The sequence below is a fragment of the Microbacterium telephonicum genome (assembly GCF_003651225.1).
GTDB classification, from domain to species: Bacteria; Actinomycetota; Actinomycetes; order Actinomycetales; family Microbacteriaceae; genus Microbacterium; species Microbacterium telephonicum.
Genome location: NZ_RCDB01000003.1, coordinates 833,434 through 850,239, shown reverse-complemented (window position 1 = coordinate 850,239; position 16,806 = coordinate 833,434). Strand labels below are relative to the sequence as shown.

The window sequence follows — 16,806 nt, the reverse complement described above, 5'->3', positions numbered from 1 at the left end:
TGGCCGGATCACGAAGGGCCAGGTTCAGGTCATCACGGATGCCGGTGACGTCGTCCCCACTCATCGTCGGGCCGAGTTCGAGGCTGAAGCGATCGAGAAGTGTGAGGGCCGCACCCCGAACCGGCTCCGCCCGATCCTGCAGCTCCTCGCGGAACGGTTCACCGACCGCAGCTTCACCGAACGCCATCAAGATGCGGCCGCCGGGCGGTGCGTGCGTGTGTTTCCGGGGCGGGATGGGATGTGCGACGTGGTCGCGACCGTCCCGACGGTGATCGGGGACGGGATCCTCGACCGGCTGACTCAGCAGGCGCAGGCCGTGATCGACGCCCGCGACCCGGAAGACGGGGATGAGCGCGGGATCGACGCGGTCCGCGCCGACGTGCTCACCGACCTGCTCCTCGCCGGGACGCCCGCCCTCGACCCGACCGCGACCGGTGATCAGCCCGGCACCCTCGGGTCGATCCGCGCCCAGGTGCAAGTGGTCGTCCCGGCGCTCACGTTGGTGGGTGTGGATGAGGGTCCGGCTGATCTGGTGGGTCGTTCCCCGATCGACGCAGACTCCGCCCGATGCCTCGCACAACAGTCCCCGTCGTTGACGCGGTTGTTGACGGACCCGGTGCGTGGGTCGGTGATCGCGATCGACGCGTACCGTCCCGCCTGGTCGCAACGCCGGTTCCTTCGGGCGAGGGATCAGCATTGCCGGTTCCCGGGGTGCCGGAGGGCGGCGATCCGGTGCGAGATCGACCACACCATCGACCACGCCCTCGGCGGCCCCACCACCCTCGGCAACCTCGCCCACCTGTGCCAACGACACCACTCGATGAAGCAATTCACGAGGTGGCGGGTCCGACAACACCCGGGTGGTGTCCTGGAATGGACCTCACCCCTCGGCAGGACCTACCGCGAAGACGCCCCCATGCCTCCCGTGACCTTCACCCCTGCCACCCCACCCGCCAGCGCAGAATCCCTCGAGCCGGCACCCTTCTGACGCCCCGCACCCAACGGTGGTTGAGTAGCGCGCACAGCGCGCGTATCGAAACCCGCGCACCCCACATCGGTGCCGGGCTCGGCGCGTTTCGACTCGTCGCTACGCTCCTCGCTCAACGACCGGGGGCGCGCGCAGCCTCCCTCTCGTGCAGGTCACGGAAAGGTCACGGAACCCGGGGATTTCCGGGTGCGGGTGACAGAACATGCGACGGAAACGACCGATCGTGCGGTCGGCCCGGAGCCGGATCGGCCCGGGCGGAACCATCGATTCAGCACCAACCGTCCCCCGTGGACGGTCGAGGCGACGGCCCCAGAGGCGGGGCCAGCATCCACACGCATGGCGCGTGCGGGTGTCACTCGATGAGGAAAGGGATAGGCCAATGAAGGCCCTGCCAAAGAAGTGGATCGCGGTCGTGACCGGCTTCGGTCTCGCGATCACCCTGGCCGGTTGCACCGGCGCGGATGAAGCAGCCACCTACACGACCCGCGACGCGTCGGACGGTTCGACCGACTTCGTGATCGTCGAGAACCCGAACGGCGGGGCGACGCTGTCCTACGCCGCCGACGGTGCGATGGAGGTCATCGAGGTCAAGGACGGGAACGACACGCTCGCGTTCAAGGACCTCGACGCCGACGGCGAACTCGACCCCTTCGAGGACTGGCGCCTGGAGGCGACCGAGCGTGCCGCCGCGTATGCGAAGACCCTCACTGCCGAGCAGATCTCCGGTCTCATGCTCTTCAGCTCCCACGAACGCTCGCCCGGCGACGGTCTCACCGACGCCCAGAAGACGTACCTCGACGAGTCGAACCTGCGCAACGTGCTCAACGCCGGCGGTTCCGACGTCGACGAGAACGTCACGTGGGTCAACGCGATGCAGGCCTACGTCGAGACGCTCGCGAGCGAGGACCGTCCCTACATCCCCGCGAACTTCTCCTCCGACCCGCGCTCCGAGGCCCAGTCCGGCTCGGACTACACGGGTGCGGCGTCGGGAGTGTCGCTCTGGCCGTCGGTGCTGGGCCTCGCCTCCACCTTCTCCGAGGAGACCGTCGAGGAGTTCGGTCGCGTCGCCTCCGAGGAGTACCGTGCCCTCGGCATCTCGAACGCCCTCAGCCCGCAGATCGACCTCGCGAGCGAGCCGCGCTGGCTGCGCGTCTCGGGCACACTCGGCGAGAACGCCGAGCTGGCCCAGAAGCTCGCCGCCGCGTACGTGACGGGCTTCCAGAGCACCTACGACGAGGACGGCAAGAACCTCGGTTGGGGCCTGGAATCGGTGCCGACGACCATCAAGCACGCGCCGGGTGACGGTGCGGGCGAAGGCGGCCGCGAGTCGCACACGGCCGTGGGCAAGTACGGTGTGTTCCCCGGCGACAACCTCGACGAGCACGCCTCGGTCTTCACGGCCGCGAAGGACTCGCTCGGCATGATGACGAACTACTCGATCCAGCTCGACGGCGAAGGCAACCCGCTCTTCGGCGACGAGGCGGTCGGCACGGCGTACAACGAGGAGACGCTCTCGTACATCCGCGACGAGATCGGCTTCGAAGGCGCCATCGTCACCGACTGGGGTGTCATGTCGGCTCCCGGCGACGAAGGAGCATTCATCGCGACCGGCTGGGGCGCCGAGGGAACCGACCCCGCCGAGCGCTACTACACCGTGCTCAAGAACGGCGTCGACATGTTCGGCGGCGTGAACGACGCGACCCACATCAACGAGGCGTACGCCCTGTGGAACGAGCGCTTCGCCGCCGGTGAGGTGGACGTGGATGCCGACACCCGCTGGCAGGAGTCCGGCGCCCGCATCCTGACCGCCTACTTCGCGCCGGGCCTGTTCGACAGCCCCTTCATCGACCTCGAGCACTCGAAGGAGGTCGTCGGCAGCGCGGAGAACGTGAAGGCGGGCTTCGACGCGCAGCTCGACTCGGTCGTGATGGTCAAGAACGACGGCACCGTGTCGGCCGACGCGGACTGGTCCGACAAGACCGTCTACATCCCGCACACCTTCGACGTGGGCACCTCGGGTCTGTTCGGCCCGCCGGAGTACACCGAGAACGACACGCTCAGCGTGGACGCCGCCAAGGAGATCTTCGGCGAGGTGCTCACCGACACCGTCGAGCTCGACGCGGACGGCAAGGTCGTCTCGATGACCGCGCCCGACCTCACCGGCGTCGACGCCGTGCTCGTCGGCCTGCGTTCGCCGAACAACGGCAACCCGTTCTCGGCGGCCGGCAAGGATGCGGACACGGGCCAGTGGTACCCGTTCTCGCTGCAGTGGGCTCCCTACACGGCCGACGGTGACAACGTCCGGAAGACCTCGATCGGCGGCGACACCCTCGCCGACGGCACGAAGGAGAACCGCTCGTACTTCGGCAACACCTCGCGCATCTCGAACGAAGCCGACATCGACGCCTTCAACCGGGCGATCGAGGCCGTCGAGGCCGCGGGCGGCGACATCCCCGTCATCACGATCGTCAAGGCCAACAACCCGGTCGTCCCGGCCGAGTTCGAGGCGAAGTCGAACGCCGTGCTCATCGGCTTCGGCGTGAGCGACCAGGCCACGCTGACCGTCGCCTCGGGCGCCCACGAGCCCCAGGGCCGTCTGCCCATCGGCTTCCCGCTCGACATGGATGCCGTCGAGGCGCAGCAGGAGGACGTCGGCGAGGACATGATCACGTGGGTCGACTCCGCCGGCAACGACTGGAAGTTCGGCTTCGGCCTCAACTTCTCGGGCGTGATCTCCGAGTGACCCCACCGGCCCGGTCGTGGTCGGCATCCGCCGCCACGACCGGGCCGCACCGGCGCCTCGTGCGCCGCCACCCCCCCGCACTTCGGTCGGCCGCGCCCGAACCGAGACAATAAAGGAGCAGAAACCATGAACAGCAACAAGATCCGCGCCGGCATCCTCGCCGCCGTCGTGTTCGCCTCGGGCACCTTCGGCCTCGCCGGGTGCGCATCCGACACCTCCGCGAACTCCGGCAGCTCGACCGGCTCGACAAGCTCGGAGGGCTCGAGCGTGCAGTCGAGCGAGAGCGACGTGACCACCGACCTCGAGGCCGCCCGCCAGGCCGTCGTCGACGGCCTCGAAGCCAAGCCCGGCTCCACGCAGATCATGCTCGCCGCCGACGTCAAGCAGCCCACCGAGAAGTACGGCATGCTCGTCATGCCGTTCGTCAAGTCGGATGCCGCCAAGCGCGTCACCGGCACCGTCAACATCGACGGCACCGCGTACGTCATCGAGGCGGAGTCGGCCGAGACCGGCCAGACCTGGCAGATCGACCAGGACGGGAACATCACCGAAGTCAAGTGACCCCGTGCCGCCGGATCGTGTGAGCGCACCGCGCCACGATCCGGCGGCTCCGCCTTCCCGGCATCCCGCCGCAGCAGCAGCACGCCGCCGCAGCATCCGCAGCACCTGCATTCACATCACCGAAGGAGACGAGACGTGAACGCCCGAAAGCCCAAGGACAGGGCCCGCGCCAAAGCGCCGATGTCCAACAAGAAGTACCTCGCGATCTGGATCCCCGTGCTCGCGCTCGTGACGGTCATCACCGTCGTCGCGAACGTCGCGATGAACGTCGCGACCGGGTGGATCGCCTCCCAGCTCGGCTCGGGCACGTACACGTTCACCAACTCCGAGGCGTCCGAGGACTGGGACACCGACTACTACGAGGCCGACTACGACAGCCTCGAAGACGTCGACGCGGCCTCGCTCGACCTCGTCGAGCAGATCGGCGCCGGCGGCATCGTCCTGGCGAAGAACACGGATGCGGCGCTGCCGCTGAGCTCCGGCGCGCAGCTGACGATGCTCGGTCGCGCCGCCGCCGACCCCGTCTACGGCGGCTCCGGTTCTGGCTCGGTCGACACCAACTCGGCCGTCACGGCCCGTGTCGGCCTGGAGAACGCCGGCTTCACGGTCAACGACCCGACCTACGCCGCGATCGAGGCGTTCGCCGCCGAGAACCCGCGCGGCTACATCGAGATGGACCGCCCCGACATCTCCACCTACAACATCGGCGAGATGCCCGTGGCCGGGTACGAGGCGCAGGCCTCGACGTTCTCGCAGTTCGGCGACGCCGCGGTGATCTTCATCGGCCGTCCCGGCGGCGAGGGCGGCGACCTGACGCAGGACATGACCGGCTGGGACGACAACGCCGCCCCCGGGCAGCACCAGCTCGAGCTCAACAAGGACGAGCGCGACCTGCTGGAGCTCGCGAAGCAGAACTTCGAGAAGGTCGTCGTCGTCATCAACGCGTCGACGACGCTCGAGCTCGGCGACCTGCAGAACGACGCCGGCGTCGACGCGATCCTGCTCGCGGGTTCCCCCGGTGCCACCGCGTTCAACGGGCTCGGCCGCATCCTCAACGGTGACGTGAACCCGTCGGGCCGCACCGTCGACACGTGGGCGGCGGACTTCACCGCCGACCCGACGTTCGTCAACTTCGGGAACTTCCTCTACGAGAACGTGAACCCGAGCTACCCGGTGGCCATCACCGAGTCGGCCACGTCGAACGCGACCGTCACCGACGAGGCGCCGTTCGTGAACTACGCCGAAGGCATCTACTTCGGCTACCGCTACTACGAGACGGCCGCCGTCGAGGGCTTCATCGACTACGACCAGGCCGTCGTGTACCCGTTCGGCTACGGCCTGAGCTACACCGACTTCGCCTGGGCGGTCTCGGACACGCAGCTCGGCGACACCGACGGCACGATCGCCGTCACGGTCGACGTCACCAACACCGGTGCCGTCGCAGGCCGCGACGTCGTGCAGCTGTACTACTCCGCCCCGTACACCCCCGGCGGCATCGAGAAGTCGGCCGTCGTGCTCGGCGGGTTCGCCAAGACCGGCGAGATCGCGCCCGGCGCGACCGAGTCGGTCACGATCGAGGTCGCCGTCGAGGACATGGCCTCGTACGACTACCTCGACGAGCAGGCGTACGTGCTCGAGGCCGGAGACTACGAACTGAGCGTCCGCGACGACTCGCACACGATCGCCGCCGGCACCGCCCCGATCACCTACACGGTGGCCGAGGACGTCGTCTACGCCGGCGACGACCACCGCGCGAGCGACGTCGAGGCCGTCACGAACCAGTTCGACGACGTGTCGGCGCAGTTCACGACGACCGATGAGGCGGGCAAGATCCCGGTGTTCTCCCGCGCCGACTTCGCCGGCACCTTCCCGACCGCGCCCACCGGCGACATGCTCGTCGCCGACGACGCGGTGGCCGAAGGCTTCGCGGTCTGGGACCACGAGGGGGAGGCCGCGGCGTTCGAGGGTGAGATGCCCACGACCGGCGCCGGCAGCGACCTGTCGCTCATCGACATGCGCGGCCTGCCGAAGGACGACCCGAAGTGGGACGAGATCCTCGACTCGCTCAGCGTCGGCGACATGACCGCGATGCTGCTCAACGGCGCCTACCAGACCGCCGCGATCGGGTCGATCGGCAAGCCGCAGACCCTCGAGCCGGACGGCCCCGCCGGGTTCTCGTCGTTCATCAACTCCGAGATCAACGGCACCGCCTACCCGTCCGAGGTGCTCATCGCGCAGACGTGGGATGTCGACCTCGGCACGCAGATGGGCATCATGCTCGGCAACGAGGCGATGTTCAAGAACATCAACGGCTGGTACGCCCCCGCGGTGAACCTGCACCGGTCGCCGTTCGCGGGCCGCAACTTCGAGTACTACTCGGAAGACCCGCTGCTGTCGGGCAAGATGCTCACCGCCGTCGCCAACGGCGTCGGAACCAAGGGCGTCTACACGATGATCAAGCACTATGCGCTCAACGAGCAGGAGACGAACCGCGTCAACAACGGCATCGCCACCTGGGCCACCGAGCAGACCCTCCGCGAGGTCTACCTGAAGCCCTTCGAGATCGCCGTCAAGAACATCTCGATGGATGTGAAGTACCTCTCGGACACCGAGGGCACCGTCTCGGAGACGACGATCGGCGCCGCCGGGATCATGAGCTCGTTCAACCGCATCGGTGCCACGTGGGCCGGTGGATCGGTCGCCCTCATGGACACCGTGCTGCGCGGCGAGTGGGGCTTCGAGGGCTTCGGCATCACCGACTTCAACCTGTACCCGTACATGAACCCCAACGAGGGCATCAACGCGGGTTCGGACCTGATGCTGACCTTCCAGCCGTCGAAGTCGTTCAACGACTCCTCCTCGGCCAAGGCGGTCACCGACATCCGCACCGCGACCCACAACATCCTGTTCACGGTCGCCAACTCCAACGCGATGGACGGGCTCGCCCCCGGCGCCACGGTCTCGTACACGCCCCCGGCATGGGTCGTGTGGCAGATCATCATCACCTCGGTGGTGGGACTGCTGATCGTCGGCGGCATCGTGATGGTGATCCTGCGCGTGCGACGTCACAACGCCCGCAGCACGGTCACCCTGCGGTAAGCCGTGGTCCCGGGCGGACGTCTGCTCGCCGGCCCGGGGTCCACATCGCGAGGCCCTCCCTGCTCCAACGAGCGGGGAGGGCCTCGCCCCTTCCGGGTCCGCAGAATGTCCAGGCAAACCGACAGGTTGCGCAGTCCGGCCATGCGGCCCCGCACGACCGGCTGGAATGAACATGACGATCGGAATGAGCCGAGTCGTCGGCCCCGATGGCGGGGCCCTCCCGCAGAGAGACCCATCGTGAAAGACACCCCCGCGATCGTCGCGAGCCTCAGCCTCATCGAGAAGGCGGCGCTGCTCAGTGGCGCGAACACCTGGCAGACGCGCGCCGTCGAGCGCGCCGGCATCCCCGCCGTCTGGCTCGCCGACGGTCCGCACGGCGTGCGCAAGCAGGTCGGCTCGGCCGACCACCTCGGCATCAACGGCTCGGAGCCGGCGACCTGCTTCCCGACCGCGGCCACCGTCGCCGGCAGCTGGGACGACGCACTCGCCGAGGAGATCGGCGCCGCCCTCGGCCGCGAGGCCTCCTCGCAGGGCGTCGGCGTGCTGCTCGGCCCCGGCCTGAACATCAAGCGCAGCCCGCTCGGCGGACGCAGCTTCGAGTACTTCTCCGAAGACCCCGAGCTGTCGGGCCGCCTCGCCGCCGCGTATGTGCGCGGCATCCAGTCGGAGGGCGTCGCCGCCACCCCCAAGCACTTCGCGGTCAACAGCCAGGAGCTGCGCCGCATGGTCAGCGACTCCGTCGTCGACGAGCGCACCCTGCGCGAGATCTACCTCACCGCCTTCGAGATCGTCGTACGCGAGGCGGCCCCGTGGGCGATCATGTCGTCGTACAACCTCGTCAACGGCACGTACGCCCACGAGCACCCGCACCTGCTGCTCGACATCCTGCGGGGCGAATGGGGCTTCGACGGCGCCGTCATCTCGGACTGGGGCGGCAGCAACGACGCCGTCGCGGCCGTCGCCGCCGGCGGCACGCTCGAGATGCCCTCGCCCGGATTCGACTCGGTGCGCCAGATCGTCGCCGCCGTCGAGTCGGGCGCGCTCGCCGTCGCCGACCTCGACGCCCGTGTGGCCGAGCTGGTCGACCTCGTCCGCCGTGTGACCGCCGCGCCGCGCGCGAGCGTCGACCTCGACGCCCACCACGCCCTCGCCCGCCGCGCGGCCGCCGAATCGGCCGTGCTGCTGCGCAACGAGGCCGACCTCCTGCCGCTGGCCGCCGGCACCTCCGTCGCGCTCATCGGCGCCTTCGCGACGGTGCCCCGGTTCCAGGGCGCCGGCTCGTCGCTGGTCAACGCGACCCGTGTGCCGACGCTCGAGGTCGCGGTGCGCGCCTCGGGCCTCACCCTCACCGGTGTCGCCGAGGGCTTCCGCCGCGACGGTGTGCGCGACGACACGCTCCACCTCGAGGCCGTCGCGCTCGCCGCCCGCGCCGACGTCGCCGTGCTCGCGCTGGGCTTGCCCGAGATCGCCGAGTCGGAGGGGCTCGATCGGTCCGACCTCGCCCTCCCCGCCGAGCAGGTGCGCCTGCTGCACGAGGTGCGCAAGGCCAACCCGCAGACCGTCGTCGTCCTCAGCGCCGGCGGCGTCGTCGAGACGCCCTGGGCGATGGATGCGGCCGCCCTCCTGCACGCGTACCTCGGCGGCCAGGCCGGTGCCGAGGCGATCGTCGACGTGCTCACCGGCGCCGTCGAGCCCGGCGGTCGCCTGGCAGAGACCATGCCGGTCGCCCTGGCCGACACCCCCGCCGCCGGCGTCTTCCCGAGCGTCGCGCGCACCGCCGAGTACCGCGAGGGCCCGTACGTCGGATACCGCTACTACGAGACCGCCGACGTACCCGTCGCCTTCCCCTTCGGCTTCGGCCTCGGGTACACGTCGTTCGCGTACTCCGACCTCGTCGTGGACGAGACCGGCGCCCACGTGACGGTGACCAACATCGGCGAGCGCGACGGCGCCGACGTCGTGCAGCTGTACATCGCCCGCGTCAGCCCCGCCGCGCTCGCCCGCCCGGTGCGCGAGCTCAAGGGCTACGCGAAGGTGCGACTCGCCGCCGGCGCCGCACAGCGCGTCACGCTGCCGTTCACCGATCGCACGTTCCGCTCCTTCGACACCGTCGCCGACGCCTGGCAGGTGGAGGCGGGCGACTACGAGGTCGTCATCGGCTCCGACGCCCGCACCGACCGCCTGCGGGCGGTCGTCACCCGAGACGGGGTCACCCTAGCCGAGACGTCCGACGCCGCCGCGGTCGCCGTGCCCGCGGCTGCGGTGGGGGACGCCGACTTCGCACGGATGCTGGGACGCGCCGTTCCGGCATCCGGATGGGGGAGTGGACCCCTCGGCGAGAACGACCCCATGGACAGGCTGTCGGAGGCGCGCAGCGCGCTCGCGCGGTTCGCGTTCCGCATCCTCGACGGCCGTCGCCGCAGGGCCGAGGCCGCCGGAAAGCCCGACCTGAACATCCTGTTCCTGCTGAACGGGCCGTTCCGGGTCATCTCGAAGATGAGCGGGGGGCTCGCCACGAGCCGGCTCACCGCCGCCGTCCTCACCCTCGTCAACGGCCGTACGTTCCGCGGGCTCGGCGCCGTCGTCGCCGCCTACTTCGGCGGCCGGCGCGAGGAGAAGGCGACCAAGAAGGCGTTCGACGCCGCTGCCACGAACAGGAGTGCCTGATGTTCACCAAGATCGCGACCTGGTGGGCCGGGTTCCAGCAGAAGCACCCCGAGCTCTCGAAGTTCGGCATGTTCTTCCTGCTCTCCAACGGCGTCACCGTGCTGCAGCTCGCGCTCATGCCGATCTTCCGCTGGGCGTTCGCGACCTTCACCGAGCTCACCGACGTCGGCTTCCAGGTGCTGCCGGTCGGCTCCAACGTCGACGGCAGCCAGTACTACATGTTCGACTACGCCGCCGGTCCCCTCCCCGGAGGCGGCGGCGGCCTGGCCTACTTCCTCGCGGTGCAGATCACGCTGCTGATCGCCCAGGTGATCAACTTCTTCCTGCAGCGCAACATCACGTTCAAGTCGAACACGTCGATCTGGGTCGCCGCCTTCTGGTACGCGATCGCCTACGTCGTGATCACCTTCATCGCCGCCGCCGCGCAGGGCTTCTACAAGGCGCCGATCTACGACTTCTTCATGGAGACCCTCGGCTGGGGCGCCACCGGCTCGGTCGTCGCCGACGTCATCACGATGATCATCAACTCGGCGATCTCGTTCTGGGTCTTCTACCCGATCTTCAAGGTCATCTTCCGGCAGGTCCCCGCCGCCCCGCTCGCCGAGGCGGAGGTCGCCGAATCCCCGGCCGAGAGCGCCGGGAAGTGACCGCCGTGCCTGCGACGATGGAGGACGTGCCCCTGCTGTCGATCGTCGTGCCCGCCTACAACGCCGAGGGGTACCTCGGCCGGGCGCTCGACGAGCTCGGTACGGTCGCGGGCGTCGAGGTGATCGTCGTCGACGACGGCTCGACCGACCGCACCCGCGAGGTCGCCGAACAGTGGGCGGCGCAGTCGCCCGAGCGCATCCGCGTCGTCCACCAGGACAACCGCGGCCACGGCGGTGCGATCAACACCGGCCTCGCCGCCGCCCGGGGCGAGTTCCTCAAGGTGCTCGACGCCGACGACTGGCTCGACATCCGCTCGCTGCGCGCGCTGCTCGCGCACCTGGGCATGCTGCGGCTGACCGGTCAGACGGCGGATGCGGTCTTCACCGACTTCGTCCACGAGCGTGCCGGCAAGACGCCGAAGATCGCGCGGTTCGACTCGGTCTTCCCCGAGGGGCGCGTCTTCGACTGGTCCGAGACCGAGCGCTTCGGCCGTCGGCAGGTGCTGATGATGCACGCGATCGTCTTCCGCACCCAGGTGCTGCGCGACGCCGACCTCGTGCTGCCCGAGCACACCTTCTACGTCGACAACCTGTTCGTCGTGCAGCCGCTCGCCCACGTGCGCCGGATGAGCTACCTGCCGGTGCCGCTGTACCGCTACTTCATCGGCCGCGACGGCCAGTCCGTCGCCCCCGAGGTGATGGTGCGCCGAGTCGACCAGCAGCTGCGCGTCAACCGGCTCGCCCTCGCGGCCCTCCCCGCCCAGGCCGACGTGGCCCGTGGCGATGTGCCCCGCCAGCTCGCCCGCGCGCTGCTGCACCACCTCGAGGGCGTGTGCGCCGTCACGAGCGCGACGCTCGCCCGCGGCGGCACGCCGATGCACCTGCGCCTGCGCGACGAGTTCTGGCGCGAGGTGCGCGCCGAGAACCCGTGGCTGTACACGCGGATGCGGCGGAGCCTGCTCGGAGCGACGAGCAATCTCCCGGGCCAGGCGGGAAGGCGGGCGACGAACCTCGCCTACCATGTCGCACGGAGAGTCGTCGGCTTCAGCTGACACCGAGAGGAGGCGGGGATGATCCGGATCGGGATCGTCGAGGATGACCAGGCCGCCATCGAGCGGCTGCTCTCGCACCTCGACCGCTTCCAGCGCGACCACGGCGAGCGCTTCCACATCGGCGCGTTCCGCGACGGCGCCGACGTGATCTCCGACTACCGTCCCGACTGGGACGTGCTGCTGCTGGATGTGCAGATGCCGCGGGTCGACGGGATGACGGCGGCGCGCCGCATCCGCGAGGTCGACTCCGAGGTGATCATCGTCTTCATCACGAGTTCGCCGCACTACGCCGTCAGCGGTTACGAAGTCGACGCGCTGAGCTACCTGCTCAAGCCCGTCGCCTACGCGTCGTTCGAGCAGGAGATGTCGCGTATCCTGCTGCGCCTGCAGCGCCGGCCGCGACGCGAGCTGCTGTTCACCGCCACCGACGGCGCCCATCACCGCATCGCCGTCGACGACATCCGCTACGTCGAGTCGGTGCGCCACCGCGTCGACCTCTACACGCTCGACGAGACCTTCAGCATCGCGACGACGCTGAAGGCCATGGATGCGGAACTCGCCGAGCAGGGATTCCTGCGCTGCCACAGCGGACTGCTCGTCAACCTGCGGCACGTCACCGGCATCGACGGCAACGACTGCCGCATCCGAGGCGGCGGGCGCCTGCCGATCAGCCGGCCCCGCAAGCGCGAGTTCTACGCGGCGCTCGCCGAGTACGTCGGCTCCCGCGGGATCTCCGCGTGAACGACGTCGCCGGACCCGTCCTCGCCGAGATCCCCCGCTACCTCACCGCGATCGCGGAGTGGGGCGCGTGCGTCGTGTACATCGTCGTCGCACGCCGCCGCTTCCGCGTGCCCGGCACCGTCGCGATCTGCCTGCTGGCCCTCGTCGCCCTGCTCGGCGTGCAGTGGTGGGCGGGCACGCTGCCGATCGCCTGGTGGATCCCCGGGATGCTGGTCGCCGCCGGCACGATGTACGGCTTCGTCTTCGCCGGGCTGGATGCCACCGCCCGCGGCGCCGGGTTCGTGCTCGCGCGCACCTTCGTGCTCGCCGAGCTCGCCGCATCCGGGTACTGGCAGATGGACCGGTTCTACAGCAGCCGCACCGAGCCGGTGACGGACCTGCTGTCGGCCGCCGCCCTGTACGCGGTGGTGTTCGCCGTCGTCGGGTACGCGGAGCGCCGGCAGTTCCGCCGCGACGAGCGCTTCGACGTCGGGGGCGCGCAGCTGGTGGGCGCCATGGCGATCGCGGCGGCGACCTTCGGCATCTCCAACCTCAGCTTCGTCAGTGCCGACACGCCCTTCAGCGGCCGGTTCGGCAGCGAGATCCTCTACATCCGCACGCTCGTCGACCTCTGCGGCTTCATCGCGCTGCACGTGCAGTTGCGCATCCACCGGGAGGCGGTGGCGCGCCGCGACACGGAGGCGATGGCGCAGCTGCTGCGCAGTCAGCACGACCAGTACGAGATCACGCGGCGCACGATCGACGAGGTCAACCGCAAGCACCACGACATGAAGCACCACCTCGATGCGATCCGCTCCGAGCAGGACGCGTCGGCCCGATCGCGCATGCTCGACGACCTCGAGGAGTCGATCCGTCGCTACGGCGCGGTCGTGCGCACCGGCAACCACGTGCTCGATGCGATCGTCACCGCGAAGCTCTCCCGCGCGCATGAGCGCGACATCGAGGTCTCGGTCGTCGCCGACGGCGCGCTGCTGTCGTTCATGCGGCCGCTCGAACTCACCTCGCTCGTCGGCAACGCCCTCGACAACGCCATCGAGGGGGCGGCGCGCGTGGCGACGGGCAAGCTGCGCATGATCAAGTTCGCGGTGTTCGCTCAGGACGACTTCGTGATGGTGCGCGTCGAGAACACCTTCGACGGCGTCGTGCTGCGCGACGGCGACCGCATCGTGACCCGACAGCAGGGGCCGGGCCACGGCTACGGTCTGCGCAACATCGAGACGGCGGCCGCCGCGTACGGCGGAGCCGTCTCGGTGCACTCCGACGAACGGTGGTTCTCGTTGCGCGTGCTGTTCCCGGTGCGTGAGGATGCGCGGGGCGGCGTGCATGCAGGGAAGGCAACCCTAACCTGATTTTCAGGTCTGACCAGGGATAAAACACGGCCGTAGGGGTTACGCCGACGCGTCGATCGGCGTACCGTCGGCGGCAGACGAACCCTGGAGGCTCCCATGAGCATGACCCTCGACGACCTGTCCCGCATCTCCGAGTGCTCGGTGGCGGGCTGCTCGTACAACGACCACTCGCACTGCCACGCCGCCGCCGTCACGATCGGCAAGGATGCCGGCGACGTCGAGTGTGCGACCTTCGTGCCGCTGGGCACCAAGGGTGGCCTCGACAAGGTCGTGACGCACGTGGGCGCCTGCAAGCGCGCCGACTGCGTGCACAACGAGTCGCTCGAGTGCACCGCCGCCGCCGTGCGCATCGGCCCCGGCGCCGACGCCGCCGACTGCCTCACCTTCGCCCAGGCCTGAGCCCGCCGCGCACGCTGAGGCCCCGGTCCACGGCTCCGGCGATCCCCTCCCGCGCCGTAGGCTGAGGGCGATGCGTGCGTTCGTCGGGGGGATGGCCGTGCTCGGCCGCGGCTTCGGCTACTGGCGGCGGCTGCCGGGGCCCATGGCGCTCGGGATCATCCCGGCCGCGATCGCCGGTGCGCTGCTGCTGACCGCCCTCGTCGCCCTCGGCGTCTCGCTGCCGGCGCTGACGGATGCCGTCACCCCGTTCGCCGACGGCTGGCCCGGATTCTGGGCCACGGTGCTGCGCGTCGCGATCGGCACCGCGATGCTCGGGGCGGCCATCGTGCTGGCGGCGGTCTCGTTCACGGCGCTCACCCTCATCATCGGCGACCCGTTCTACGAGCGCATCTGGCGCGCCGTCGAGGCCGACCTCGGCAGCCCCGACATCGCCGACATCTCCGGCTTCTGGCGCTCGGTGCGCGACGGGCTCGTGCTCGTCGTGCGCGGCATCGTGTTCGCCCTCATCGCCGCGCTGCTCGGGCTCATCCCCGTCGTCGGCGGCGCGGTCAGCGCGGTGGTCGCGGTGCTGTGCACGGGTTGGCTGCTCGCCGACGAGCTCACCGCGCGCGGGCTCGCCGCCCGAGGCGTACGGGCGCCCGAGCGGCGGCGCCTGCGCCGCGCGCACCGCGCCCGCGTGCTGGGGTTCGGCGTCGCCACGCAGCTGTGCTTCCTCGTGCCGCTCGGCGCCGTGATCACGATGCCGGCCGCCGTCGCCGGCGCCACCGTGCTCAGCCGCGAACTGCACGGCGACCCGGTGTGAGCCGCCTGCCTGTTCACTTCTCAGGACGGATGGCGGTCAGACGGCCCGGGGTGCGCGGGAATCCGGCGGCCGGCGGCCGGGACCGCGGGCAGCCATCCTGAGAACTGAACGGCGCGACAGCCCGCCCGACGTGCGCCGGCCTCAATACGAGGCGCGTCCCCCGTCGTCGGATGCGGGCACCCAGCGCTGCGCCAGGCTCTCCGTCGCCCGGGCGAGCAGGGCGACGTCCGCCCCGACGAGCAGGAACGACGCGCCCGCGTCGACGTAGGCCTGTGCGACGGCCGGGTCGAACGCGTTGACGCCGACGGGCTTGCCGGCCGTGCGGACGGCGGCAAACGCACGCAGCACCGCGGCGGTGACGTCGGGGTGCGTCTGCTGCCCGAGCACGCCCATCGACGCAGCGAGGTCGCTCGGTCCGACGAACACGCCGTCGACGCCGTCGACCGCCGCGATCGCGGCCGCGTTCTCGACGCCCTCGACGGTCTCGATCTGCACGAACAGCGACACGTGCGCGTCGGCGTTCTGCAGGTAGTCGTCGACGCGGTTCCAGCGTGCCGAGCGCGCCAGCGCCGATCCGACGCCGCGACGTCCGCGCGGCGGGTAGCGCACGGCCGCGACGACCTCTTCGGCCTGCGCCGCCGAGGAGACCATCGGCACGAGCAGGTTCTGCGCGCCCAGGTCGAGCACCTGCTTGATCGTCACGACATCGCCGAACGGCACCCGCACGACGGGGGTCGTGGGGTAGCCGGCCGCGACCTGCAGCTGCGCGAGCACCGACTCGAGGCCGAGCGGCGAATGCTCCATGTCGATCAGCAGCCAGTCCAGACCCGCACCCGCGACGATCTCGGTCACCAGCGGCGAGCCCGTGCACGCCCAGGCGCCGGCGAGCGGGCGGCCTGACGCCGCGAGCGCGTCACGGAAGGTGGGGGTCAGACGAATCGGCATGTGATGGTCCCCATCGGTCCGTAGTCGCAGTGGACGGTGTCGCCGCGCGAGACCCACATCGGCCGGGTGAACGACCCCGCCAGGATGATCTCGCCCGCCTCGAGTCTGTCACCGTGCTGGTGCAGCTTGTTCGCGAGCCACGCGACGCCACTCGCCGGGTGCCCGAGCACCCCGGCCGCGACGCCCGTCTCCTCGATCTCGCCGTTGCGGCTGAGCACGCCCGGCACCCACGGCAGGTCGACCTCGTCGACCCGTCGCCGCGTCGAGCCCAGCACCATCGCCCCGTAGGCCGCGTTGTCGCTGATGGTGTCGACGATCGTGCGGCCCTCCAGCTCGATGTGCGAGTTCAGCACCTCCAGCGCCGGCACGACCTGGTCGACGGCGGCGAGCACGTCCGCAAGCGTGCAGTCGGGCCCTTCGAGCGGGGAAGCGAGCACGAACGCGAGCTCCACCTCGATGCGCACGTTCGAGAACAGGTCGACCGGGATCTCGGCGCCGTCGTCGTACACGGTGTCGTCGAACATGACTCCGTAGTCGGGCTCGGTGATGCCCGTCGCCTGCTGCATCGCCTTCGAGGTGAGCCCGATCTTGCGACCGACCAGGCGCCTCCCGGATGCCGTCATCCGGTCGCGCCAGACCGCCTGGATCGCGTACGCATCCTCGACCGTGGCATCCGGGTGGCGTGCCGTGATGCGCGGGATGACGGTGTGCGCGCGATCGGCCTCGGCGAGCTCGTCGGCGAGGGAGGCGATCGCCTCGGGTGTCAGCATGGGGAGTCCATTCGGTCGTTGAGCGAGCGGAGCGAGTCGAAAC

Annotated in this window: 13 protein-coding genes; 11 read left to right on the top strand and 2 right to left on the bottom strand. The window is 70.1% G+C overall.

The annotated features are described in order from the left end of the window. The 11 genes from C7474_RS13470 to C7474_RS13420 all read left to right on the top strand — a co-directional run. A partial coding sequence (locus tag C7474_RS13470; protein WP_241965250.1) for an HNH endonuclease signature motif containing protein occupies positions 1 to 988 on the top strand: 988 nt, incomplete at its 5' end. A 379-nt stretch (positions 989 to 1,367) separates the two neighbouring features. Beyond that, positions 1,368 to 3,731, top strand: coding sequence for a glycoside hydrolase family 3 N-terminal domain-containing protein (locus C7474_RS13465; RefSeq protein ID WP_121060666.1), 2,364 nt, complete (start codon positions 1,368 to 1,370; stop codon positions 3,729 to 3,731). Positions 3,732 to 3,857: 126 nt separating this feature from the next. After that, positions 3,858 to 4,292: a hypothetical protein gene (locus C7474_RS13460; protein ID WP_121060664.1), complete on the top strand. Its 435-nt coding sequence runs from the start codon at positions 3,858 to 3,860 to the stop codon at positions 4,290 to 4,292. Between the two features lie 135 nt (positions 4,293 to 4,427). Beyond that, positions 4,428 to 7,391 (top strand): glycoside hydrolase family 3 protein, encoded by a 2,964-nt coding sequence (locus C7474_RS13455; protein ID WP_241965249.1) that lies wholly within the window; start codon positions 4,428 to 4,430, stop codon positions 7,389 to 7,391. Between the two features lie 237 nt (positions 7,392 to 7,628). Further along, entirely contained in the window at positions 7,629 to 10,058 is a 2,430-nt protein-coding gene (locus C7474_RS13450; RefSeq protein WP_241965248.1) for a glycoside hydrolase family 3 C-terminal domain-containing protein, read from the top strand. Next, a complete protein-coding gene (locus tag C7474_RS13445) occupies positions 10,058 to 10,705 on the top strand; it encodes a hypothetical protein (protein ID WP_121060658.1) in 648 nt (215 codons plus the stop codon). The genes C7474_RS13450 and C7474_RS13445 overlap by 1 nt, the downstream gene beginning before the upstream one ends. 17 nt (positions 10,706 to 10,722) lie before the next feature. Beyond that, entirely contained in the window at positions 10,723 to 11,757 is a 1,035-nt protein-coding gene (locus C7474_RS13440; RefSeq protein ID WP_121060798.1) for a glycosyltransferase family 2 protein, read from the top strand. Positions 11,758 to 11,775: 18 nt separating this feature from the next. Beyond that, positions 11,776 to 12,498 carry a LytR/AlgR family response regulator transcription factor gene (locus C7474_RS13435; RefSeq protein WP_121060656.1) on the top strand — a complete coding sequence of 241 codons (723 nt, stop codon included), beginning with the start codon at positions 11,776 to 11,778 and terminating at the stop codon, positions 12,496 to 12,498. Next, positions 12,495 to 13,847 carry a sensor histidine kinase gene (locus C7474_RS13430; RefSeq protein ID WP_121060654.1) on the top strand — a complete coding sequence of 451 codons (1,353 nt, stop codon included), beginning with the start codon at positions 12,495 to 12,497 and terminating at the stop codon, positions 13,845 to 13,847. The genes C7474_RS13435 and C7474_RS13430 overlap by 4 nt, the downstream gene beginning before the upstream one ends. A 96-nt stretch (positions 13,848 to 13,943) precedes the next feature. Continuing rightward, on the top strand, positions 13,944 to 14,246 hold the full coding sequence (locus C7474_RS13425; RefSeq protein ID WP_121060652.1) for a DUF1540 domain-containing protein: 303 nt from the start codon (positions 13,944 to 13,946) through the stop codon (positions 14,244 to 14,246). A gap of 70 nt (positions 14,247 to 14,316) precedes the next feature. Beyond that, positions 14,317 to 15,048, top strand: a complete 732-nt coding sequence (locus C7474_RS13420; RefSeq protein WP_121060650.1) for an EI24 domain-containing protein — start codon at positions 14,317 to 14,319, stop codon at positions 15,046 to 15,048. A gap of 141 nt (positions 15,049 to 15,189) precedes the next feature. On the opposite strand, the gene C7474_RS13415 is transcribed toward C7474_RS13420, so the two are convergent. Together C7474_RS13415 and C7474_RS13410 are read right to left on the bottom strand one after the other, a co-directional pair. Next, positions 15,190 to 15,993: an HpcH/HpaI aldolase family protein gene (locus tag C7474_RS13415; RefSeq protein ID WP_121060648.1), complete on the bottom strand. Its 804-nt coding sequence runs from the start codon at positions 15,991 to 15,993 to the stop codon at positions 15,190 to 15,192. Continuing rightward, a complete protein-coding gene (locus C7474_RS13410) occupies positions 15,978 to 16,763 on the bottom strand; it encodes a 2-keto-4-pentenoate hydratase (RefSeq protein WP_121060646.1) in 786 nt (261 codons plus the stop codon). The genes C7474_RS13415 and C7474_RS13410 overlap by 16 nt, the downstream gene beginning before the upstream one ends. Positions 16,764 to 16,806 lie beyond the last annotated feature (43 nt).

Bases quoted from the DNA above. Each gene is read 5' to 3' on its own strand.
- C7474_RS13465 (WP_121060666.1), top strand. From the start codon at position 1,368: ATGAAGGCCCTGCCAAAGAAGTGGATCGCGGTCGTGACCGGCTTCGGT.
- C7474_RS13460 (WP_121060664.1), top strand. From the start codon at position 3,858: ATGAACAGCAACAAGATCCGCGCCGGCATCCTCGCCGCCGTCGTGTTC.
- C7474_RS13445 (WP_121060658.1), top strand. From the start codon at position 10,058: ATGTTCACCAAGATCGCGACCTGGTGGGCCGGGTTCCAGCAGAAGCAC.
- C7474_RS13440 (WP_121060798.1), top strand. From the start codon at position 10,723: ATGGAGGACGTGCCCCTGCTGTCGATCGTCGTGCCCGCCTACAACGCC.
- C7474_RS13435 (WP_121060656.1), top strand. From the start codon at position 11,776: ATGATCCGGATCGGGATCGTCGAGGATGACCAGGCCGCCATCGAGCGG.
- C7474_RS13425 (WP_121060652.1), top strand. From the start codon at position 13,944: ATGAGCATGACCCTCGACGACCTGTCCCGCATCTCCGAGTGCTCGGTG.
- C7474_RS13420 (WP_121060650.1), top strand. From the start codon at position 14,317: ATGCGTGCGTTCGTCGGGGGGATGGCCGTGCTCGGCCGCGGCTTCGGC.
- C7474_RS13415 (WP_121060648.1), bottom strand. From the start codon at position 15,993: ATGCCGATTCGTCTGACCCCCACCTTCCGTGACGCGCTCGCGGCGTCA.
- C7474_RS13410 (WP_121060646.1), bottom strand. From the start codon at position 16,763: ATGCTGACACCCGAGGCGATCGCCTCCCTCGCCGACGAGCTCGCCGAG.